Raw genomic sequence first — 22,184 nt, 5'->3', positions numbered from 1 at the left:
GGTTATTATTAATTCCATCACCACACGGTTATGGATTGAAATGACACATTCTCACGACGCGATTTTCCGGGCACTGGCCGATCCTACGCGGCGGGCCATCTTCGAGCGGCTGTGCGCCAACGGCGAGCAGACGGTCGGAGGGCTGACCGCGCAGGCCGAGGTCTCGCAGCCCGCCGTATCCAAGCATTTGGCCGTGTTGAAGCAAGCCGGGCTCGTATTTGACCGGCACGAAGGGCGCCAGACCCACTACAGCGCGCAAGTCAAGGCGCTGGCTCCGCTGCTCGACTGGACCAACCAGATGGCTCGCTTCTGGGACGACCGGTTCGACGATCTTGAAAACCTACTGCAAAGGATGGACCAATGAACGCTATCGCACCTGAACTCCGTACCGTCGTTGTCGAACGGGAGTTTGCACATCCGCCGGAAAAACTCTGGCGCGCGCTGACCCAGCCGCACCTGATCGAAGCTTGGCTGATGAAGAACGATTTCCTGCCTGTGGCGGGACATAATTTCAATTTCAAGGCTGACTGGGGCACGGTCGATTGCCGCGTGACGGAGGTCGAGCCGATCAAGACGCTGGCCTACACGTGGTCGGCCATGGGACTGGAGAGTGTCGTCACCTGGACGCTGGAAGCCAGCGGCAAGGGTACGCATCTGCGGATGGAACAGTCGGGCTTCCGTGCCGACCAGGAGCAGGCCTATCAAGGCGCCAAGTTCGGCTGGCAGAAATTCTTCGGCGCGCTCGAACAGCTGGTGGAGAAAGAAGCCGCCTGATCTGGCGGCAGATGGAGCGCCGGCTGCGGCGCTCCATCGGACTTACGAGGGATTACTTGGAGTTTTCAATAAACTCCAGCAGCTTGTCATCGACCGCACCGATTTTCTGGCCATGCGCGAGCAGCTTGTTTTCCAGCGCGCTGTCCGCATCGACGGCGGCAGCTTGCACGACGGCAGACTTGCCGGCTTCCTTGGCGCCCGTCACCAGCGCCAGATGCACATTCGAACCATGCACCGCGAACGATTTGATGTCGGACGAGACGTCCGAATTGTTGGTGACGATAAAGCCCTGGTAGCCGAGTTTGGGTTCAGGCTGGTCGCTGTCGCTTGCGCTGACGCCTTTTTTCTTCGGCAGGTTTTTCGCCAGCGCCAGGATCTCCTTGATCTGGGCCGGATCGGTCACGACGAAAGTCGGGTTGGGGCGGCCGGAGAAGACCAGCAGTTCAACTTTCAGCGACTTCACGATTTCCCCCGCCTGCGCGCTCGTCAGAGCGCAAAATGTGCCGACCACCAGTAGCGCGTGCTTGATAAAAGATTGCTTCATATGGATATGTCCTGTCTGTGTGGAGAGATCGGATTAGCGGATGTCCGCTTTGCCTTGTCCTTGGACTGCGTCCGACGGCGTGAAGAAGTAGCCGACGAACTGGGTGTAGGCGCCGCGATTGGCCGTTTCGGGATTGGAAATCGTTACGCCGCTGTTGTCGACGTCGGTAGCGCGGGTCTGTCCCGGCTTGTGGGTCCAACGGCCATCGCTGTCTTGACGATACCAATGGTAGTCGTATCCAGGGGCGACCACCAGCGCGATTTTGGTCTTGCCATCCGGCGAAGTGCCGGTGGCGGTGGTTGGCACCAGGCCATCGGCAACGGCCGCGTTGTACACCGCCGATCCCGTCATCGGATAGCCGCTCACGCCGTGCGCGCGGCCTGGCTGGGCGAAGGTGTCGGTGCGTTTGTTGTTCGCGTAGTTGTAGCAGTTGTTATTGCGCTGGGCGGTGCCGTTGTCGTTCCAGTAGGTCGGCTGGTACGAAGGCGTGGAGTAGGTAGGAACAGGCTGGACCGAGGTATTGCTGGCCCACAGCACGGTGTTGTTGGCCGACTTGACCACCAGGTTGCCGCTGGAGAGCAAGTGCAGGTAGGAGCCGGGATTGTTCCAGGTGTTGGTGTGGAACAGGACCTCATTATTCGGACCGTAGACGACCAGATTGCCATCGCCCTGCATTACCGTGGTGGCGCCCGGATGGCCCCAGCTGTTGGCGTGCCACAGAGGCACGTTGTCCGATCGGCGATACAACACCAGATTGCCGTCTCCCTGCATGACCAGATAGACCAGGTTGTTATCGATAGGTTTGATGGATTCGTTGGCTTGCAGAGTCTCGCCGGCGACCAGCTTGTCGGTGTAGCTGTGTGCCGCCGAGGCTTGCAGCGCAACCGAGCACGCCAGGAGAGCCGCTGCAACGCGTAGCGGTTTGAAGCTTTGAGAAAGTGTTGATGCCATTATTTTTCCTATTTTTTTGTGGATTAATTTGCGAGATGTAAATCAGCATTTCACCAAAAATACGGCCATGGTCATTACGTTTCTGAATGCCGCCATCGCTGGCTTCCGGCTGCGATCGTCGGCACCGGAAAAGTATAGGGATTAAGTATTTTTTTGTAAACATTATGTTTGATGCAATATTACAACGAAAAATGACGGTTTATTGCGCTGTGGTGAACGTGTAACGCGGTATTGCAATAGTTGTTGATCGGCGTCATGGCAAAGAGTAAAACTGTGAGGTAGAAAAGCGAGCGCGTTGGCGGGCAAGTGTTCTTCACCGGGAGACTTTTATGAGATCAACGTTCATCGCCGCGGCGCTACTTCTATCGCTCTCGCAACAGGCTCAGGCCCAGGAGGCCATCAATGTGTACGGGGTGGTGGACCTGGCCGTCACGTCCGACAGCAATTCCGGCAAGACGATGGCGGCGGTCGACAGCGGGCAGCAGACCGCCTCGCGCTTTGGCATCAAAGGCAGTGAAAACCTGGGGGATGGCCTGGTCGCCAGATTCGTGCTCGAATCCCAGATCGAGGCGGACAGGGGCGTGCCGTCTTTTGCGGGAACGCTGTTCGGCAGCCAGGCCTGGGTCAGCCTGGCTGGTCCTCTGGGCAGCGTCACGATAGGCCGCATTTTCACGCCTTACTTCGGCGCGATAGCGACCAACGATCCCTTCGATGCCAAGGGGCCGGGCGAATCCACCCGCGTGTTTTACGACAGCGGCGTGCGCATGAATAACACGGTCAAGTATTCCTTGCCGCCGACCTTGCGTGGCTTTTATGGCGATGTGGCGTATGGCGCCGGCGAGGTCGCCGGCAATGCCCGCGCAAACCGGCAGCTGAGCATGGACCTCGGCTACGCGCGCGGGCCATTGAATGTCCAGCTGGCTTACCACAGCACCTACGATGCCTTCGGCAGCAATCCCGCGCGCAGCTATCTGGTCGGCGGCAACTATAATTTCGGGCCGGTGCGCGGCTGGGCCGTGGTCGCGCGCAGCCGCAACGACACCACGCTCGATACCGAGGACACCTTGTTCGGCATCAGCATGCCGCTGGGCCTGGATACCGTCGCAGCCGACTACGTCCACAAGAAAGACAAATTCTATTCCGACGCCGATGCCACCCAGCTGGCACTGGCTTATTACCATACCCTTTCCAAGCGCACCAATCTCTACCTGATCGGCTCGCGGCTGGCCAACGATGCCAACGCCGGCTACCAGGCGGCGCTGCCGGGCGGGACAAGGCGGATAGTCGCCGCCGGGATACGTCATCAATTTTAAGCAGTGGAGTTTACGATGCGCAGTAAGAATCTTGCGGTACGCATGATCAAGACCATGTTGGTGCTGTCATGCGCCTGGTGCAGCTGGGCCAGTGCGGGTGTGGTGATCATGGCGTTCGGCGAAAAGATTCCGCCGTTTTGTTTTCCTGAGAGTGACTCAGGCATCGAGCTGGAAGTGATGCGCGCGGCACTGGCATATCGTGGACACACATTGAAGCCGCGCTACTACTCGTTTGCCCGGATTCCGGTCGAGTTCAAGGCAGGGGAGGTGGACGCCGCCATGACGGACCTCGGCGAGGACATGACGGCCTGGGGCGGATACTACGGCGACCCCGCAGTGTTCTACGATAACGTGTTCATCAGTCTCAAGGAGCGCAACCTGGTCATCAAGAAACCGGAGGATTTGCGCGGGCTGAAGATCATCTCGTTCGTGGGCGCGGCCAAGCGCTATCCCGAATGGCTGGACGAGGTCAAGCGCCAAGGCCATTATTTCGAGCAGAACAATCAGGAATTGCAGGTGCTGACGCTGAATATCGGGCGCTACGACGTGGTGCTCAGCGACCGCAACATCTTCAAGTATTTCACCCTGCAACTCAAGCTCAACAAGGCTTTCCGTCCCAAGCCCATCGTCGAGCAGAGCTTCGTCAAATTCAATCCGATGGACTATCGGCCGGTGTTTCGCGACCCCAAGATCCGCGACGATTTCAACGCGGGCCTGAAGCAGTTGAAGGACAACGGCAAGTTCAACGCGATCTACCAAAAATACCTGGGCGAGAAGGACAAGAACTGACGGCGGTCATCAGCCTATGCTGCACAGCTAAAAGAACGGATAATAGCGGCTACGTCAATTTTGAGCGCTATTTGGGATTCTTTCATGGAAATTAAGGTCAACTTTCTCGACAAGCTTCGTCTCGAAGCCAAGTTCGATGACTTCACGGTGGTCGCCGACCAGCCGATCCGCTATAAAGGCGATGGCTCGGCGCCTGGCCCGTTCGATTACTTTCTCGCGTCATCGGCCTTGTGCGCAGCGTATTTCGTGAAGTTGTATTGCAATACCCGCAATATTCCAACCGAAAATATCCGCCTGTCGCAGAATAATATCGTTGATCCGGAAAACCGCTACAAGCAGATCTTCAAGATCCAGGTTGAACTGCCGGCGGATATCTCCGACAAGGATCGCCAGGGCATCTTGCGCTCCATCGACCGCTGCACCGTCAAAAAGGTGGTGCAAGAAGGCCCCGACTTCGTCATCGAAGAGGTGGAAAACCTGGATGCCGACGCCCAGGGCCTGCTGGTGCTGAATCCCGATTCGGCAGCGCGCACCTATATCCCGGGCAAGGATCTGCCGCTGGAACAAACCATCGCCAATATGTCGGGCTTGTTGGCAGGTTTAGGCATCAAGATTGAAATCGCGTCATGGCGCAACATCGTTCCCAACGTGTGGTCGCTGCATATCCGCGATGCGCACTCGCCGATGTGCTTCACTAACGGCAAGGGTTCGACCAAGGAAAGCGCGCTGGCCTCGGCGCTGGGCGAGTATATCGAGCGGTTGAACAACAACCATTTCTACGCCGGTGCGTTCTGGGGCGAAGACCTCGCCAACGCCGAATTTGTCCATTACCCGAACGAGCGCTGGTTCAAGCCTGGCCGCAAGGATGCGCTGCCCGCTGAAATTCTCGACGAGTACTGCCTCGAAATCTACAACCCGGATGGCGAGCTGCGCGGCTCTCATCTGTACGACACCAATTCGGGCAACGTGGAGCGTGGCATCTGCTCGCTGCCGTTCGTGCGGCAATCGGACGGCGAGGTCGTGTACTTCCCATCCAACCTGGTCGAAAACCTCTACGTCAGCAATGGCATGAGTGCGGGTAACACGCTGGTCGAAGCGCAGGTGCAGTGCCTGTCGGAGATTTTCGAAAGGGCGGTCAAGCGCGAAATCCTGGAAGGCGAGATCGCCTTGCCGGATGTGCCGCAAGAAGTGCTGGCGAAGTACCCGGGCATCCTGGCTGGGATTCAAGGCCTGGAAGAGCAGGGCTTCCCGGTGCTGGTGAAAGATGCGTCGCTGGGCGGGCAGTACCCGCTGATGTGCGTCACCTTGATGAACCCGCGTACCGGCGGCGTGTTTGCCTCGTTCGGCGCGCATCCAAGCTTTGAGGTCGCGCTGGAGCGCAGCCTGACCGAATTGCTGCAAGGCCGCAGCTTCGAAGGCCTGAACGATTTGCCGCGTCCTACCTTTGTCAGCAATGCCGTGACCGAGCCAAACAACTTCGTCGAACACTTTATCGATTCCAGCGGCGTGGTGTCGTGGCGCTTCTTCAGCGCCAAGGCCGACTACGAATTTGTCGAGTGGGATTTCTCCGGCCAGGGTGAAAACTCCAACGCCGAGGAAGCCGCGACCTTGTTCGGCATTCTTGAAACCATGGGCAAAGAGTCGTACATGGCGGTGTATGAGCATCTTGGCGCCGCAGCCTGCCGTATCCTGGTGCCGGGCTATTCGGAAGTCTATCCGGTGGAAGACCTGATCTGGGATAACACCAACAAAGCGCTGCTGTTCCGCGCCGATATCCTGAACTTGCATCACCTGGACGACAAGCAGCTGGAAGCGCTGCTCGACCGCCTGGAGAACAGCGAGCTGGATGAGTACGGCGATATCGCCACCCTGATCGGCATCGAGTTCGACGAGAACACGGTCTGGGGCCAGCTGACGGTGCTGGAGCTGAAGCTGTTGATTCAACTGGCCTTGCAGCAGTTCGAAGAGGCGCAAGAGCTGGTGGAAGCCTTCCTGCAGTACAACGACAACTCGGTTGAGCGCGGACTGTTCTACCAGGCCTTGAATGCGGTGCTGGAAGTGGAGCTGGATGACGACATGGAACTGGACGAGTACGAGTTCAATTTCCGCCGCATGTTCGGCAACGACCGGATGGACGCGGTCATCGGCTCGGTGGACGGCAGCGTGCGCTTCTACGGCCTGACGCCGACCAGCATGAAGCTGGAAGGACTCGACCGGCACGCGCGCCTGATCGACAGCTACAAAAAGCTGCACAAGGCACGCGCCTCGTTCTCGAAGTAAACGCACTGCCCGGTGAATCGCGCTCCCCGCGCGATGATCTTCACCATACGCCCGCCCCGAGCGGCGGGCGTTTCTCCTTACCCCGTCCTGGGGATAGCAAATAATCGGTATGCCATTTGATGATTTTCATAATTGAGTCGGCGGGCGCTCGCTTGCAGAATGGCTGGGCTAGACAAAAATAAGCCAAAAGGCAAAGGAGACCGCCACAATGTCGACGCCCAAGACGCATCGCGTCGCCCTGTTGTTCAACGCGAACAAGATATTTGACCGGGAAGTGATCACTGGCATCGCCGACTATCTGTCGAGTACCCGCAGCTCCTGGGATCTATTCCTGGAGGAAGACTTTCGCCTGCGCCTGTCGGGCATCGAGCGCTGGCAGGGAGACGGCATCATCGCCGATTTTGACGATCCGGCGGTGGCCGCCGCATTGGCGGACAGCCGCCTGCCGGTGGTCGCCGTGGGCGGTTCCTACGCCAACGAGGCGGACTACCCGGTCGGCCTGTCGTACGTGGCCACCGACAACTTCAAGCTCATCAAGCTTGCCTACGACCACCTGATCGAGGCCGGCCTGCGCCATTTTGCGCTGTTCTCCCTGCCCGAGGCCGAGGGCAACCGCTGGGCACAGGAGCGCGAAAAAGCGTTCAGCGCGCTGATGCGGCGCGAGCGCTTCGACGTGGAAATCTTCCGTGGCCTCGCCACCAGCGCCCAATCCTGGGACGAGGCGATGGAGCAGCAGATCCAATGGCTGCACAGCCTGCCCAAGCCGGTGGGCATCGTTGCCGTGACGGATGCGCGCGCCCGCCAGCTGATGCAAGCCTGCATCATCGCCGGGATCGCCGTGCCGGAACAGGTGGCGCTGATCGGCATCGACAACGATCCGCTGGCGCGCATGCTGACGCGTATTCCTCTCAGCTCGGTGATCCAGGGCGCGCAGGAGATGGGGCGCACGGCGGCCCATTTGCTGGACCAGCGCTTGCACGGCGTGCGCCTGCCCGGCACCTGCATCCTGGTGCCGCCGGCCGGGATCAACGTCATGGCCTCCAGCAAGCACGAAGCGACCAAGCATCCCTATGTGATGCGGGCGCGGCACTTCATCCGCCAGTACGCCTGCCAGGGCATCAAGACCGACCAGGTGGCCGACTATGTCGGTATCTCGCGCTCCTCGCTCGAAGCTTATTTCCGCCGCGAGCTAGGCTACAGCGTCCACGACGAAATCCTGCGCCTGCGGCTGGAGGCCGCCACCTCCATCCTTGCCGGCGGCGACTGCAACCTGATCGACGTCGCGATGAAATGCGGCTTCACTTCCAGCCAGTATATGCATCTGGTATTCAAGCGCGAGCTGGGCTGTACGCCACGGGCCTACCAGCATCGCGCCACGCAGGACCGGCACGCGCCGCCTGTACCACTCGAAGGAATCCAGCTGTGATGATAGCCCCATCTGCAGATGCCGGGAGTCCGATCTACCCGGAAGACCAACTGTTCACGCTGCGTAACGCCGACGGCATGCGGGTGACGATCAGCGAGCGCGGCGCCGCCCTGGTGTCGTGGTGGACGCCGGACCGCTACGGCCGCTATGCCGACGTCGTGCTCGGCTATGCCGACCCGGCCGACTATCGCGACAACCAGGTTTATCTGGGCGCGGTGGTCGGCCGCTGGGCCAACCGGATCGCCCGCGGCCGTTTCCTGCTGGATGGCGAGCCGGTGCAAACGGTGGTCAACGACCGTGGCAATCACCTGCACGGCGGCCCGCAAGGCTTCCATGCGCTGCGCTGGCGCGGCGAGGCGTGCGAGGATGAGGTGCTGCTGCGCCTGGTGTCGCCTGCGGGAGCGGCGGGATTTCCGGGCAAGGTCGAAGTGCAGGTGCGCTACCGCCTGGGCGACGACGGCACGCTGTCCATCGACTACGAAGCGGTGACGGATGCGCCGACGCCGATGAACCTGACGGCCCATCCGTATTTCAATCTGAACGGCGGCGGCGCCGACGTGGGCGACCACATGCTGCAGATCGAAGCCGATCACTATCTGGAAACCGACGCCACCGGCATTCCGCTGGGCGTGGCTTCGGTGAGCGGCACGCCGTTCGATTTCCGGCGGCCCGCCGCCATCGGTGCGCGGCTGTGCTGGCCCGACGAGCAGCTGCGCCAGGCCAATGGATTCGACCATTGCTACTGCATCCGCGGACGCGCCGCCGGCCGTGGCGGCGCGCTGAGCGCGGTGGCGCGCGTGGTCGATCCCGGTTCGGGGCGCTGCCTGCAGGTCTCCACCACCGAGGCCGGGCTGCAGTTTTACAGCGGTAACTACCTGGGTGGCGTGCGCGGACGCTCGGTCCGTCCCTATGCGCGCCACGACGGCTTTTGCCTGGAGGCAGGCGCCTTCCCCGATCAGCTCAACAGCGAGCACGCGGCAGCGGTCATCCTGCGCCCGGGCCAGGTGTACCGGCAGACCACGATCTATCGCATCACGCTAGCGTAGTGTGCGTAATCATGAGTCTTATTGGTGAGTTTCGTAATTGCGGATTCACAGTGCAACGGGCAACATTTCAATCGTCGTACATCCAACGTACATAGGGAGACTTTACAAGTGACGAATGCGATGCTGCCCGCCGACATAGAGCGGGCATTGCTGGTAGGCCGGGTCTGGCGCGATGGCGCAGGGCCGGCGGTGGTGGTGGTGCGACGGGGCGAGGTGTTCGACATCACGTCCCACGCATCCACCGTGTCCGCGCTGCTGGAGCGCGCCGACCTGCAACTGGTGGTCGCGCAAGCGCCCGGCGAGTCGCTCGGAAATGTGCGCGATTTGGTCAAAAACACAATCGGCGGCCTGCGCCTGCTGGCGCCGTGCGATCTGCAGGCGATCAAGGCTTGCGGCGTCACCTTCGCCGTCAGCCTGCTCGAACGCGTGATTGAAGAACGCGCCAAAGGCGATCCGGCACGTGCCGATCACTTGCGGGGCGAGATCCAGTCGCACATCGGCGCCGACCTGTCGACGATACGTCCCGGTTCCGAAGAGGCGATGCGGCTGAAGGATGACCTGATAGCGCGCGGCCTGTGGTCGCAGTACATGGAAGTGGGCATCGGGCCGGACGCGGAAGTGTTCACCAAGTCGCAGCCTATGTCGGCGGTCGGCCACGGCGACGCGGTAGGCCTGCATCCGGATTCGAAGTGGAACAATCCCGAGCCGGAGATCGTGCTGGCCGTGAACAGCACCGGCGTGGTGCTGGGCGCGACGCTGGGCAACGACGTCAACCTGCGCGACATCGAAGGCCGCAGCGCGCTCTTGCTGGGCAAGGCCAAGGACAACAACGCTTCGTGCGCCATCGGTCCTTTCATCCGCCTGTTCGACGAGCACTTCACCATCGACACCATCCGCAACGCGGAAGTCAGCCTGCTGATAGAAGGCGTCGACGACGGCTTCGAACTGGCCGGCACCAGCCGTATGCGCGAGATCAGCCGCGATCCGCTCGACCTGGCGACGCAGGCCTGCGGCCCGCACCACCAGTATCCGGATGGCTTCATGCTCTTCCTCGGCACCATGTTCTCGCCCACCAAGGACCGCGACGCTCCCGGCGCCGGCTTCACCCATCACCTGGGCGACCGCGTCAGCATCTCGACTCCCGCGTTGGGCACCCTGGTCAACGAGGTGCAGCGTAGCGACCAGATCGCGCCGTGGACCTTCGGCCTGCGCGCCTTGTTCGAAAACCTGGCCGCGCGCGGCCTGTGGAAAGGCGTGCGATGAACCAACCAGCAACCATGGCGCCTTACGCCAGCTATCGGGATCTGGCCGGCCGTTGTGTGGTCGTTACCGGCGGCGGCAGCGGCATCGGTGCGGAAATCGTCTCCGCCTTTGCCGGGCAGGGCGCGCGCGTGTACTTCCTCGATATCGCCGACACGGAATCGAAGCAGCTGGCGCAAACGCTGCGCGGCGCGGATCACGCACCGGTCTACATTCCCTGCAATATGGCGGACCTGGACGCGGTCGGCCGCGCATTTGCCCGCATCGAGCAGGAAGCCGGCGCGGTGGACATCCTGGTCAACAACTGCGCCAACGACGACCGCCATACCGTCGCCGATGTGACGCCGGTGTATTGGGAGCAGCGGATGGCTGTGAACCTGCGCCACCAGTTCTTCTGCGCCCAGGCGGCGGCACGCGGCATGCGTGCTTCGGGTGGCGGAGCTATCCTGAATCTCGGTTCGATTTCGTGGCATCTCGCGCTGCCCAATCTGAGCCTGTACATGACCGCCAAAGCCGCCATCGAGGGCATGACGCGCGGCCTGGCGCGCGATCTCGGCCCCGACGGCATCCGCGTCAACTGCATCATCCCCGGTGCGGTGCGCACGGCACGCCAGATCGCGCTGTGGCATACGCCGGAAGAGGAAGAGCGCATCCTGGCCGGGCAATGCCTGCCGCAGCGGGTCGAAGTGCAGGACGTGGCGGCGATGGCGTTGTTCCTGGCGTCGGACAGCGCGGCCCGCTGCACGGGACGTAACTACTTTGTCGACGCCGGATGGTACGGAGCATGAGCGCGACCAAGACCACCATGCGCCGCTTCCGGTCCCAGGACTGGTTCGACAACCCCGAGCGGGTCGACATGACGGCGCTGTACCTCGAACGCTTCATGAACTACGGTATCACCGCCGATGAGTTGCGTTCGGGCAGGCCCATCATCGGCATCGCGCAAAGCGGCAGCGACATCAATCCCTGCAACCGCATCCACCTGGAGCTGGCCAAGCGCGTACGCGAAGGCATACGCGACGCAGGCGGCATCCCGATGGAATTTCCGCTGCATCCGACCTTCGAGAATTGTCGCCGTCCGACCGCCGCCATCGACCGCAACCTGGCCTATCTGGGTCTGGTCGAGATCCTGCATGGCTATCCGCTCGATGCGGTGGTGCTGACGACCGGCTGCGACAAGAGCACTCCGGCCCAGTTGATGGCGGCCGCCACGCTGGACCTGCCGGCCATCGTGCTGTCGGGCGGTCCGATGCTGGACGGCTGGTTCGAAGGTGAACTGGTGGGCTCGGGCGCGGCCATCTGGAAGGGCCGCCGCATGCTGGCGGCGGGCCAGATCGATGAAGAGAAGTTCTTGCAGATCGCCTCCGCTTCCGCGCCTTCGGCCGGCCACTGCAACACCATGGGCACGGCATCGACCATGAATGCGATCGCAGAGGCGCTCGGCATGTCGCTGACCGGTTGCTCGGCGATTCCCGCTCCCTACCGCGAGCGCGGCCAGATTGCCTATGAAACCGGGCGGCGCATCGTGGCCATGGCGATCGAAGACCTGCGGCCATCGCAGATCATGACGCGCGACGCCTTCCTCGACGCCATTACGGTCAATGCCGCCATCGGCGGTTCGACCAACGCCCAGCCGCACATCATGGCGATGGCGCGTCACGCGGGCGTCGAGATCACGCCGGAAGACTGGATGCGCTACGGTTACGACGTGCCGCTGCTGCTCAACATGCAGCCGGCCGGGAAGTATCTCGGCGAGCGCTTCCACCGCGCGGGCGGCGTGCCGGCCGTGATGTGGGAGCTGCTGCAGGCGACCCGCCTGCGCGCCGACCGTCCTACGGTGACGGGCCGCAGCATGGCCGCCAACCTGGAGGGCCGCGCCACCGCCGACCGCGAGATGATATTCGCGTTCGAACAACCGCTGAAGCAGCAGGCGGGCTTCCTGGTCCTCAAGGGCAACCTGTTCGACTTCGCGATCATGAAGACCAGCGTGATTTCGGCGGACTTCCGCCAGCGCTACCTGTCCACGCCCGGCCGGGAAGGCGTGTTCGAATGCCGTGTCGTGGTGTTCGAGGGATCGGATGACTACCATGCGCGCATCAACGATCCGGGACTGGAGATCGATGTCCGCACCATGCTGGTGATACGCGGCACGGGTCCGATAGGCTGGCCAGGTTCGGCCGAAGTGGTCAACATGCAGCCGCCGGACGCCCTGATCAAGCAAGGCATCACGGCCTTGCCGACGCTGGGCGACGGCCGCCAGTCCGGCACTTCGGACAGCCCTTCGATCCTGAACGCTTCACCGGAAAGCGCGGCGGGCGGCAACCTGGCCTGGCTGCGTACCGGCGACACGGTACGGGTCGATCTGAACACCGGCAGCTGCAATGTGCTGATCAGCGATGAAGAGCTGGCCGAGCGCAAAAAAATAGCGCCGCCGCCAGTCCCGCCAAGCCAGACGCCGTGGCAGGAAATCTACCGCGCCACCGTCGGCCAGTTGCAGTCGGGCGCCTGCATGGAACTGGCGCTGGCCTACCGAGGCGTAGGCCAGGATCTGCCGAGACATAACCACTAACCGGCCCACTAAGGACGATAATGAGACGACGAGAGTTACTGAAGCACCTGGCTGCCGCCATTCCCGCGCTGGCTGCATCCCCCTATATTTTCGCGGCCGATGGGCAGAGCGAGTCCATGGCCCAGGGACCGTTCACGCCGAACTGGAAATCCCTGTCCAACTACCGCACGCCGGACTGGTTCCGCAACGCGAAGTTCGGCATCTGGGCGCATTGGGGCCCGCAGTGCGAGCCTGAATTCGGCGACTGGTACGCGCGCGCCATGTACGAGGAGGGCAGCGACGCCTACCGCCACCACCTGGAAAAATACGGCCATCCGTCCGAGTTCGGCTTCAAGGATGTGATCCAGGAATGGAAGGCGGACCAGTGGGATCCGGATGCGCTGGTGTCCTTGTACCAGAAAGCCGGCGCCAAGTACTTCGTCGCGCTGGCCAACCACCACGACAACTTCGACCTGTACGACAGCAAGCACCAGCCGGAATGGAACGCCACCAAGCTCGGTCCCAAGCGCGACCTGATCGGCGGTTGGAGCAAGGCCGCGCGCAAGCATGGCCTGCGCTTCGGCGTCAGCGTGCATGCGGCCCACGCGTGGAGCTGGTACGAAGTGGCGCAAGGCGCCGACAAGAGCGGCCCGAAGGCCGGCATACCCTACGACGGCAACCTGAACGCCGCCGACGGCAAGGGCAAGTGGTGGGACGGCCGCGATCCGCAGGCGCTGTACGCGCAAAAGCACCCCCTCAGCAGAAGCATTGCCGACGGCGCCAACTTCGACGAGCAATGGCACTGGCGCAGCGGCGCTTCGGTTCCCAGCAAGGCTTATGCCGACAAGCTGTACGACCGCACGGTCAACCTGATCGACGCCTACGATCCGGACCTGGTTTATTTCGACGACACCGTACTGCCGCTGTATCCCGTCAGCGATGTCGGCATGCGTCTGGCGGCGCATATGTACAACCGCAGCATCATGCGCAAGGGGCAGCTGGAGGCTGTCATCAACGGCAAGATCCTCGACCCGATACAGCGCCAGAGCATGGTGCTGGACATCGAACGCGGGCAGAGCAACCAGATCGAAGCGCTGCCATGGCAGACCTGTACCTGCATCGGCAGCTGGCACTATGACCGGCGCGTCTATGACAGCAAGAGCTACAAGAGCGCACAGACGGTGGTGCAGACGCTGATCGATGTGGTCAGCAAGAACGGCAACCTGCTGCTGAGCGTACCGGTGCGCGGCAACGGCACCATCGACGAACAAGAACGCGCCATCGTCGAAGAGATCGGGCGCTGGATCGCGGTGAACGGCGAGGGCATCTACGATACCCGTCCCTGGTTCGTGCTGGGCGAAGGTCCGGCCATGGAGTCCGCCGCGCCGACGACGGGGCAGGGCTTCAACGAAGGGAAGAACAAACCGTTCACCGCGCAGGATATTCGCTTCACCACCAAGGATGGCGCGGTGTATGCGTTCGCCATGGGATGGCCGGCTGACGGCAAGCTGACCATCAAGTCCATGCGCAGCGGCGGCGAGTACCTGAAAAAGCGCGTTGCCCGGGTTGAGCTGGTGGGACGCGGCAAGCCGCTGGCCTTCAAGCAGAGCGCGGAGGGCTTGCATGTGACGCTGCCGTCCGAAAAATCCGCGCTGCCTTACGCCATCGCGCTGAAGATCGCCTGAATCTATCGGACTCCATGAAAAAATTCAGCTATCTGATGGCGGCCGCCTGCCTGGCGGTCGCCATCCATCCCGCTCGCGCCGAAGCGCCGCGCGAATTGAATCTGTACCAGGGCAAAGCGCTTCCGTCCTGGCATGTCACGGTGGCTGGGTTCGAGGGGCCGGAGCAGGTGTTGGACGGTGCCGCCGTCACGATTCCCAAGCCTGCGGACTCCCGCGTGCCCAGCGGCGTCGTGGGTGCGCGCCAGGGCGAGGCCGCAGGCAGGCATGATGCGCTCACGCTGCATTGGAAGGACGCGTGGTATGCCAGCCTGCGGTTCGACGGTGGTTTGCCGCTGGACTTGCGGCCCTATACCGCCGCGGGCACGCTCGAATTCGACATCAACGTGATCGAACTGGCCCAAGGTGGCATCTACTTCACGATGCGCTGCGGCGCGGACTGCAATCGCAAGCTGCCCTACGTGTTGCCTGCCCGCGCACTTCAGGGCAAGGGATGGCAGCATCTGTCGTTCTCTCTGTCCTGCTTTGCGCGCAAGGAGGACGACTTCAGCAAAGTGGTGACGCCGTTTGCGATGGATGCCACCGGCGCGGGTGAAGTGGCGCTGGCCAACATCAAGCTGGTCAAGCAGGGCAAGGCCAACGCCAGCTGCCCGGACTACCGCACCGAATCGGTCACGCCGACGCCGCTGGCGCATTCCTGGTCGCTTGGTTCGTGGATACCGCGTCATGAGAAAAAGCTGGAGGAGAATCGCCGCCTGAAACAGGCCGGCAAGAATCCGCAGTTGCTGTTCATCGGCGACTCCATCACGGAGGGCTGGGAGAAGTCCGGCAAGCAGGTCTGGCAGCGCTATTACGAGAAGTACGATGCCGTGGCGCTGGGCTTCGGCGGCGATCACACCGAGAACGTGCTGTGGCGCTTGCAGCACGGCGAGGTCGATGGGCTGGCGCCCAAGGTAGCAGTGCTCATGATCGGCACCAACAACACCGGCGACCGCCAGGACGAGCCGTTTGCCACCGCCGCCGGCGTCCGGCGCATCGTCGAGGAGCTGCGCCAGCGCCTGCCGCAGACCAAGTTGCTGCTGCTGGCGATCTTCCCGCGAGACGCGCAGCCGACTTCCTTCCAGCGCCGCTTGAACGAGAAGGTGAACGAACGCATCGCCGCGCTGGCGGATGGACGCCATGTCTACTTCGCCGATATCAATGCCGCGCTGCTCAATCCGGACGGCACGCTGTCGCCAGACGTCATGCCCGACCTGCTCCATCCGGAGGAACGTGGTTACGAGATCTGGGCGCGCACCATGGAACCGACCTTGCAAAAGCTGATGTCGGACCAGCCTTCCTGCGCGCTCAGCGCCGCCCCTCGCTCCGTCGACTATCCCTGGATGTCCATGGCGCGCTGGCAGCAGATGCATGCCGACCAGGTGGCGCGTGCGGAGCAAGGCAATATCGATGTCATGTTCGTGGGCGACTCGATTACCGAGATGTGGCCGAAGCCCTTGTGGGAGGCGAACTTCCAGAAGTTCAAACCCGCCAACTTCGGTATCGGCGGCGACCATACCGGCAATGTGCTGTGGCGCTTGCAGAATCCCGCCATCGCTGGCCTCAAGCCCAAACTGGTGGTGCTGCTGATCGGCGTGAACAACATCAATCTGTGCGGCGAGGGACCGGAGGCGGTCTTCGGCGGCATCGAGGCCGTGGTGGCGAAACTGCGCAAGCAGTATCCGTCGGCGCGCATCCTGCTCAATGCGGTGCTGCCGGAAGGCGAACGTGCGGATTCCAGCGGCCGTCAAAGCGTGGTCGCGCTCAACAAGATGGTCGCGGGGCTGGGAGATGGCAAGACGGTTTTCTTCCGCGATTACGGCGCGCGCTTTGTCGGTGCGGACGGCACCTTGTCGGCCGAGCTACAGCCCGATTTCCTGCACTTTTCCGAGAAAGGCTACCGGGTACTGGCCGATGCAATGCGGCCCGATATCGAATCGCTGCTGACGGCCGATGACATGCGCGCCTTCCAGGCCGCACCTGCCGGCTTTGCGGACGTGCGAGCTAACGTCGCCCAGGGCAGGGTGGAGGAGTTCAGCTACGATTCAAACGTCACAGGAACCCGGCGCAAGGCCAGCGTCTATCTGCCTCCCGGCTACAGCAAGGATCGCCGCTACCCGGTGCTCTACCTGCTGCATGGAATCGGCGGCAACCAGGACGAATGGCGCGGCTACGTGCGCTCCAGCGCCATCCTCGACAACCTGATCGCCGACGGCAAGGCGGCGCCGATGATCGTCGTCATGCCCAACGGACGGGCGCTGGCGGACGACCGCCCGCCACCGGCCGAGCGCACGTTCTCGCCCGAGCATGTGGCAGGCTTCGCGGCCTTTGAGCGCGAGCTGCTGGAATCGCTGATACCGGCCATCGACAAACAGTACGCCACACTGGCCGGGCGCCAGCAGCGCGCCATTGCCGGCTTGTCGATGGGCGGCGGGCAGGCGCTGAATTTCGGCCTTGGCCATCTGGATACCTTCGGCTGGGTTGGCGGCTTCTCGTCGGCGCCCAACACCGGCGCGGCGGCCGCGCTGTTGCCTGATGCGGCCCGCGCGCGTGGTCAACTGCGGCTGCTTTATCTGTCGTGCGGCACGCAGGACAACTTGTTCGGCGTCTCGCAGGGCTTCCATCGCTACCTCAAGGCCAACGACATCCCGCACGTCTGGAACGTTGACGGCCATGGACATGACCGCGAGAGCTGGGCCGACAACCTGTATCACTTCGCTCAACTACTGTTCAAACCATGAAACGACCAATCCGATTGAGGGCGGCAGCCGTTGTATCGCTGTGCCTTGTGGCTTCCGGATTGCTGGCTGGCGCGGCTCCAATGCCGGCCTACAGCTGGCAAAACGTGCAGATGGTCGGCGGCGGCTATGTGGACGGCATCATCGCCCATCCCGCCCAGCGGGGCCTGTTCTACGCCAGGACCGACGTCGGCGGCGCCTATCGCTACGACGCGACCACCGGCACCTGGGCGCCCTTGAACGATTGGACGCCGTCGGCGAACAACAACTGGATGGGCATCGACAGCATCGCCATCGATCCGGGCAATCCCAAGATGCTCTACATGTCCGTCGGCGCTTATGACGGTTGGCCTGGCGTGCCGGCCGGGGCGATCCTGGTGTCGGCCAACCAGGGCGCTAGCTTCACCGCGCATCCCATGCCTTTCCCCATGGGCGCCAACAACACCGGCCGCGACGCCGGCGAGCGCTTGCAGGTCGATCCGAATAATGGTTCCGTGCTGTTCTACGGCACGCGCAACGACCAGCTGCCGTCACCCTACAACAACGGGATGAACGGCTTGTGGACCAGTACCGACAGCGGCAGCACATGGACTCAGGTGGCCGCCGTCAATGCGCCGCCGCTGTCCAGCGACGGCAGTGGCGCCGGCATCGCTTTCATCGCCTTCCTCAAGCCGTCGCTGGGGGCGGGGCGCAGCCAGACCATATTCGCAGGCCTGTCCGACAGCAAGGCGCCTTCCACCCTGTACGTCAGCAATGACGGCGGAGCACATTGGAGCCCCGTCAGCGGCGGTCCTGGCGCGACCAGCAGGGGCGGCATGTATCCGAATCATGGCCTGATCGGTACGGATGGAAGCCTCTACATCACCTACGGCAATGGGCCTGGTCCTTACGGCATGAGCACGGGGCAGGTATGGAAATACCACATCGCTTCAAGGACGTGGCAGAACATCACGCCGCTGGCACCCACCGGCAGCGACAGCTTTGGCTACGACGGCCTGGCGCTCGATCCGCAGAAACCGGGCACAGTGCTGGTCTCCACGGTCAACCGCTACGGCGAGGGCGACACCCTGTACCGTTCGACCAACGGCGGCGGCAGCTGGAGGGACTTGAAGGCCAGGGCGCAGTTCAACTGGGCGCAGTCGCCGTGGGCGCCTTGGGGACACGCCGACGGCTTCCAGAACTGGATGAATCCTGTGATTGACCCATTCGATTCCGACCGTGCCTTCTACGGCACTGGCGGCGGCGTCTTCGGCACCACCAACCTGACCAAGGCCGACAGCGGCCAGCCCACCACCTGGAGCGTGCACGCCAAGGGCATCGAGGAAATCGTGCCGCAGTCCATAGCGTCGCCCAGCACTGGGGCGCCGTTGATCGCCGCGATGGCCGACGTGTGCGGCTTCGTTTTCAATTCGCTGACGACGCCACCCGTATCGATGATATCCACCAGCCGTGGCGTGGGCGTGCCCGGCGCCTGCACTTTCGGCAGCAGCATCGACTGGGCCAAGGGCAAGCCGTCGGCGGTGGTACTGGTGGGGCAGAATCCCTATGCGCGGACGGTGCCGGTTGGCGTCATCTCCAACGATGGCGGCGGCAGCTGGAGCGCCTTCCCGACACTGCCGGCCGGCGTGACGCACGGCTCGGGATCGGCGGCCATAGGCTATGACGGTGCTTCCATCGTATGGGCGCCGGAGTCCCTCGACAACGTGGCGCCGGTCTATACCACCAATGGCGGCAGGAGCTGGAGCACCGCCGCCATCATGGGCAGCCCCTTGCCGGTTGGCGCCAGGCTGCTTTCGGATGGCGGCCAGAATACTTTCTATGCCTGGAAACCCGGCACGACCAGTTTCTATGTCGGCGCAGGCGCGGCCAGGTGGAGCCAGGCGGCTTCGCTGCCGGCAGTGCCAAGGCAGGTGGCGAGCGTGCCGGGACGGGCCGGCGATGTGTGGGCGGCTACCAGCAAGGGGCTGTATCACAGCACCAACGCCGGCACCTCGTGGAGTGCGCCGATTGGCGTTGGTTTGACTCTGACCACTGTCGGTTTCGGCAAAGCCGCCAGCGGCGCCGCCTATCCGGCCATCTACGCCGGCGGCCAGTTCGCCGATGGCAGCACCGGCTTGATGCGCTCCATCGATGGCGGCGCGAGCTGGGTAAAGATCAACGACAGCAATCACCAGTGGGGCGGCATCAGCCAGGTCGTCGGCGATATGCGGACCTTTGGCACGGTGTACCTGAGTGTCGCCGGCGGCATGGGCCGGGGCGTCATCTACGGAACTTCGGCGAACTGAGTCCGTGGCTGTGCGATTTCATATGACGCATTCGCAGATTTCGCAATTGCTGCCCGATAGCGCGGGTTCCACAATGCAGACAACTGAAAAGGAAACATCCGCATGAATTCTCATCACCCAATGCCGTACGCATAGTTGCTGTCTCCAGCTGCCTCCCCTCCGGCAGTTTTTTGGGGCAGCCTCTGGGCTGCCCTTTTTTTTACACGATAATCCTCCCATGAAAATCTCCCACAAAATCAGCCTGATTTCTGTCGCCGTTGCCCTGTGCTGCGGCTCCGTCCTGGCCACAGCGGCCGATACCAATCCCCAGCAGGCGCCGGACTCCAGCCGGCCATGGATGAACCGGAAGTTGAGCGCGCGTGCGCGGGCCGACCTGGTCCTGATGGAGTTGAGCCTGGACGAGAAGCTCAAGCTGGTGTTTGGCTACGTGGGCACCGAATGGAAAAAGAACACGCCGCCGGCGGAATCGCACCAGCAGTCCGCAGGCTTCATCTACGGCGTGCCGCGCCTGGGCATTCCCAGCTTGTGGCAAACCGACGCCGGCCTCGGTGTGGCCAGCCAGGCAGGCCCGAACGCGCGCCAGGGCACGGCGCTGCCATCGGGCCTGAACACCGCCGCCACCTGGGACCTGAACACCGCCTACGCCGGCGGCGCCATGATCGGCGCGGAGGCGCGTGCCTTCGGCTTCAATGTGATGCTGGCGGGCGGCGTCAACCTGATGCGCGATCCGCGCAACGGGCGCAACTTCGAATACGGCGGCGAAGATCCTCTGTTGGCCGGCAAGATCGTGGGCGCGCAGATCAAGGGCATCCAGTCCAACCATATCGTCTCGACCCTCAAGCACTTCGCGCTGAACGACCAGGAGACCGGCCGCACCACGCTCAACGTCAGGATCGATGACCGTTCGGCGCGCATGTCAGACCTACTGGCGCTGCAAATTGCCAAGGAAGAGGGCAATCCCGGCTCGGTGATGTGTGCCTACAACCGTATCAACGGCGTCTACTCCTGCGAGAACAGCTATCTGCTGAACGAAGTGCTGAAGCAGGACTGGGGCTTTCAGGGCTGGGTGATGTCCGACTGGGGCGCGACCCACAGCACCATTCCGGCGGCGAATGCGGGCCTGGACCAGCAGTCCGGCTTCCCGTTCGACCTGGCCGACTATTTCGGTGCGCCGCTGAAGGAGGCGGTGCTGAATGGCTGGGTGCCGCCGGCACGCCTGGATGACATGGTGCGCCGCATTCTGTCACCGCTGTTTGAGCACGGCGTGATCGATCATCCGGTGGCCCCCGCGCCGGCCGGCATCGACTTCAAGGCCCACGCCGCCGTGTCGGCCAAGGATGCGCAGGAAGGCATGGTCCTGCTGAAGAACAGCGGCGGACTGCTGCCGCTGAAATCCTCTTCGCAGCGCATCGCCGTGATCGGCGGCTACGCCGACAAGGGCGTGCTGGCTGGGGGCGGTTCCTCGCTGGTGTATCCGGCGGGCGGCAATGCGGTGCCGGGACTGGAACCCAAGACCTGGCCTGGCCCCGTGATGGTCTATCCATCCTCGCCGCTGAAGGCCCTGCAGCGACGCCTGCCCAAGGCGACTCTTAGCTTCAACGACGGCGCCGATCCGGCCGCCGCCGCGCGCCTGGCCAAGGACAGCGATGTTGTCGTGATGTTCGCCACCCAGTGGACGGGCGAGGGCATGGATGTGCCGAACCTGTCGCTGCCGAACAAGCAGGATGACTTGATCGCGGCGGTGACGGCGGCCAATCCGAACACCATCGTGGTGCTGGAAACGGGCGGCCCCGTGACCATGCCGTGGCTGTCGCAAGCGTCTGCCGTGCTGGAGGCCTGGTATCCCGGCACCAGCGGCGGCGAGGCGATCGCCGGCGTGCTGGTGGGCGAGGTCAATCCTTCCGGCCACTTGCCGGCCACCTTCCCGGCGTCCGAGTCGCAACTGCCTCGCCCCGCGCTGGACGGCTTCCCCGAAGTGGCCGACCGCCGCTTCGACGTCGACTACCACGAAGGCGCGGCTGTCGGCTACAAGTGGTTCGACCTGAAAGGACTCAAGCCGCTGTTCCCGTTCGGGCATGGCTTGTCGTACACCGAATTCGCGATGACGGACCTGGCGGCCGAAGTGAAGGGGAGCGCCCTGCGCGTTTCGTTCGCTGTCAAGAACACGGGACGCGTGGAGGGTAAGCAGGTGGCCCAGGTCTACGTGGCGCCGTTGCAGGCCAAATGGGAAGCGCCCAAGCGCTTGGCCGGTTTCCAGAAGGTCGATCTCAAACCTGGCGCCAGCACCAAAACCACCATCAGCGTCGACCCGCGCCTGCTGGCGGTGTTCGACTCCGCCAGCAAGACCTGGAAGGTGGCGGCCGGCGATTACCGCCTGATGCTCGCGGCCAGCGCGATGGACCCGCAAGCGAGCAGCGTGGTGGTGCACCTCGATGCCGCGGTCTACGACGTGAACGGAAAACCACACTAACAGCGATACCCGCATGCGGCCAGCCTTCGTGCGGAATTT

Annotated in this window: 16 protein-coding genes; 14 read left to right on the top strand and 2 right to left on the bottom strand. The window is 62.9% G+C overall.

The annotated features are described in order from the left end of the window. Positions 1-40: 40 nt before the first annotated feature. Both GEV01_RS03145 and GEV01_RS03140 read left to right on the top strand, forming a co-directional pair. A complete protein-coding gene (locus GEV01_RS03145; protein ID WP_152801605.1) occupies positions 41-364 on the top strand; it encodes an ArsR/SmtB family transcription factor in 324 nt (107 codons plus the stop codon). Next, complete coding sequence (locus GEV01_RS03140; RefSeq protein WP_152801603.1) at positions 361-774, top strand: SRPBCC family protein; 414 nt, start codon at positions 361-363, stop codon at positions 772-774. The genes GEV01_RS03145 and GEV01_RS03140 overlap by 4 nt, the downstream gene beginning before the upstream one ends. Positions 775-826: 52 nt before the next feature. Here the strand turns inward: GEV01_RS03140 and GEV01_RS03135 are convergent, their stop codons facing one another. Beyond that, a complete protein-coding gene (locus GEV01_RS03135) occupies positions 827-1,318 on the bottom strand; it encodes a hypothetical protein (protein ID WP_152801601.1) in 492 nt (163 codons plus the stop codon). A 33-nt stretch (positions 1,319-1,351) separates the two neighbouring features. Then, a complete protein-coding gene (locus GEV01_RS03130; RefSeq protein WP_152801599.1) occupies positions 1,352-2,269 on the bottom strand; it encodes a hypothetical protein in 918 nt (305 codons plus the stop codon). 329 nt (positions 2,270-2,598) lie between these two features. Here GEV01_RS03130 and GEV01_RS03125 point away from each other — a divergent pair, with 329 nt between their 5' ends. The 12 genes from GEV01_RS03125 to GEV01_RS03070 all read left to right on the top strand — a co-directional run bounded on the left by GEV01_RS03125 (position 2,599) and on the right by GEV01_RS03070 (position 22,145). Beyond that, the gene (locus GEV01_RS03125) at positions 2,599-3,582 is read left to right on the top strand and encodes a porin (RefSeq protein ID WP_152801597.1); all 984 of its coding nucleotides are present in this window, start codon (positions 2,599-2,601) and stop codon (positions 3,580-3,582) included. A gap of 15 nt (positions 3,583-3,597) precedes the next feature. Then, positions 3,598-4,371 (top strand): substrate-binding periplasmic protein, encoded by a 774-nt coding sequence (locus GEV01_RS03120; protein ID WP_235914174.1) that lies wholly within the window; start codon positions 3,598-3,600, stop codon positions 4,369-4,371. 84 nt (positions 4,372-4,455) lie between these two features. Then, positions 4,456-6,651, top strand: a complete 2,196-nt coding sequence (locus GEV01_RS03115) for an OsmC domain/YcaO domain-containing protein (RefSeq protein WP_152801595.1) — start codon at positions 4,456-4,458, stop codon at positions 6,649-6,651. A 208-nt stretch (positions 6,652-6,859) separates the two neighbouring features. Continuing rightward, positions 6,860-8,077 carry a XylR family transcriptional regulator gene (locus tag GEV01_RS03110; RefSeq protein ID WP_152801593.1) on the top strand — a complete coding sequence of 406 codons (1,218 nt, stop codon included), beginning with the start codon at positions 6,860-6,862 and terminating at the stop codon, positions 8,075-8,077. Beyond that, positions 8,077-9,123 (top strand): aldose epimerase family protein, encoded by a 1,047-nt coding sequence (locus GEV01_RS03105; protein WP_152801591.1) that lies wholly within the window; start codon positions 8,077-8,079, stop codon positions 9,121-9,123. Before GEV01_RS03110 ends, GEV01_RS03105 begins: the two co-directional genes overlap by 1 nt. A 120-nt stretch (positions 9,124-9,243) precedes the next feature. After that, positions 9,244-10,386, top strand: coding sequence for a fumarylacetoacetate hydrolase family protein (locus tag GEV01_RS03100; protein ID WP_152802308.1), 1,143 nt, complete (start codon positions 9,244-9,246; stop codon positions 10,384-10,386). Beyond that, on the top strand, positions 10,383-11,171 hold the full coding sequence (locus GEV01_RS03095) for an SDR family NAD(P)-dependent oxidoreductase (RefSeq protein ID WP_152801589.1): 789 nt from the start codon (positions 10,383-10,385) through the stop codon (positions 11,169-11,171). Before GEV01_RS03100 ends, GEV01_RS03095 begins: the two co-directional genes overlap by 4 nt. Next, the gene (locus GEV01_RS03090) at positions 11,168-12,952 is read left to right on the top strand and encodes an IlvD/Edd family dehydratase (protein ID WP_152801588.1); all 1,785 of its coding nucleotides are present in this window, start codon (positions 11,168-11,170) and stop codon (positions 12,950-12,952) included. The genes GEV01_RS03095 and GEV01_RS03090 overlap by 4 nt, the downstream gene beginning before the upstream one ends. Before the next feature lie 20 nt (positions 12,953-12,972). Then, positions 12,973-14,616 carry an alpha-L-fucosidase gene (locus GEV01_RS03085; protein ID WP_152801585.1) on the top strand — a complete coding sequence of 548 codons (1,644 nt, stop codon included), beginning with the start codon at positions 12,973-12,975 and terminating at the stop codon, positions 14,614-14,616. A gap of 14 nt (positions 14,617-14,630) precedes the next feature. Continuing rightward, positions 14,631-17,393 (top strand): GDSL-type esterase/lipase family protein, encoded by a 2,763-nt coding sequence (locus GEV01_RS03080; RefSeq protein ID WP_152801583.1) that lies wholly within the window; start codon positions 14,631-14,633, stop codon positions 17,391-17,393. Then, positions 17,390-19,675 carry a WD40/YVTN/BNR-like repeat-containing protein gene (locus GEV01_RS03075; RefSeq protein WP_217428335.1) on the top strand — a complete coding sequence of 762 codons (2,286 nt, stop codon included), beginning with the start codon at positions 17,390-17,392 and terminating at the stop codon, positions 19,673-19,675. The genes GEV01_RS03080 and GEV01_RS03075 overlap by 4 nt, the downstream gene beginning before the upstream one ends. 217 nt (positions 19,676-19,892) lie before the next feature. Then, entirely contained in the window at positions 19,893-22,145 is a 2,253-nt protein-coding gene (locus GEV01_RS03070; RefSeq protein ID WP_152801579.1) for a glycoside hydrolase family 3 C-terminal domain-containing protein, read from the top strand. Positions 22,146-22,184: the final 39 nt, after the last annotated feature.

Source organism: Rugamonas rivuli, from assembly GCF_009380165.1.
In the GTDB taxonomy this organism is placed as follows: domain Bacteria; phylum Pseudomonadota; class Gammaproteobacteria; order Burkholderiales; family Burkholderiaceae_D; genus Rugamonas; species Rugamonas rivuli.
Note: the sequence above shows the minus strand (reverse complement) of the source record. Positions and strands in the feature narration are given on the sequence as shown.

What these genes read in the sequence shown, in the direction of transcription:
- GEV01_RS03125 (WP_152801597.1), top strand. Translation starts at nt 2,599, where the DNA reads ATGAGATCAACGTTCATCGCCGCGGCGCTACTTCTATCGCTCTCGCAA.
- GEV01_RS03100 (WP_152802308.1), top strand. Translation starts at nt 9,244, where the DNA reads ATGCTGCCCGCCGACATAGAGCGGGCATTGCTGGTAGGCCGGGTCTGG.
- GEV01_RS03090 (WP_152801588.1), top strand. Translation starts at nt 11,168, where the DNA reads ATGAGCGCGACCAAGACCACCATGCGCCGCTTCCGGTCCCAGGACTGG.
- GEV01_RS03115 (WP_152801595.1), top strand. Translation starts at nt 4,456, where the DNA reads ATGGAAATTAAGGTCAACTTTCTCGACAAGCTTCGTCTCGAAGCCAAG.
- GEV01_RS03105 (WP_152801591.1), top strand. Translation starts at nt 8,077, where the DNA reads ATGATAGCCCCATCTGCAGATGCCGGGAGTCCGATCTACCCGGAAGAC.
- GEV01_RS03110 (WP_152801593.1), top strand. Translation starts at nt 6,860, where the DNA reads ATGTCGACGCCCAAGACGCATCGCGTCGCCCTGTTGTTCAACGCGAAC.
- GEV01_RS03130 (WP_152801599.1), bottom strand. Translation starts at nt 2,269, where the DNA reads ATGGCATCAACACTTTCTCAAAGCTTCAAACCGCTACGCGTTGCAGCG.
- GEV01_RS03135 (WP_152801601.1), bottom strand. Translation starts at nt 1,318, where the DNA reads ATGAAGCAATCTTTTATCAAGCACGCGCTACTGGTGGTCGGCACATTT.
- GEV01_RS03145 (WP_152801605.1), top strand. Translation starts at nt 41, where the DNA reads ATGACACATTCTCACGACGCGATTTTCCGGGCACTGGCCGATCCTACG.
- GEV01_RS03140 (WP_152801603.1), top strand. Translation starts at nt 361, where the DNA reads ATGAACGCTATCGCACCTGAACTCCGTACCGTCGTTGTCGAACGGGAG.
- GEV01_RS03080 (WP_152801583.1), top strand. Translation starts at nt 14,631, where the DNA reads ATGAAAAAATTCAGCTATCTGATGGCGGCCGCCTGCCTGGCGGTCGCC.
- GEV01_RS03120 (WP_235914174.1), top strand. Translation starts at nt 3,598, where the DNA reads ATGCGCAGTAAGAATCTTGCGGTACGCATGATCAAGACCATGTTGGTG.
- GEV01_RS03070 (WP_152801579.1), top strand. Translation starts at nt 19,893, where the DNA reads ATGAAAATCTCCCACAAAATCAGCCTGATTTCTGTCGCCGTTGCCCTG.
- GEV01_RS03085 (WP_152801585.1), top strand. Translation starts at nt 12,973, where the DNA reads ATGAGACGACGAGAGTTACTGAAGCACCTGGCTGCCGCCATTCCCGCG.
- GEV01_RS03075 (WP_217428335.1), top strand. Translation starts at nt 17,390, where the DNA reads ATGAAACGACCAATCCGATTGAGGGCGGCAGCCGTTGTATCGCTGTGC.
- GEV01_RS03095 (WP_152801589.1), top strand. Translation starts at nt 10,383, where the DNA reads ATGAACCAACCAGCAACCATGGCGCCTTACGCCAGCTATCGGGATCTG.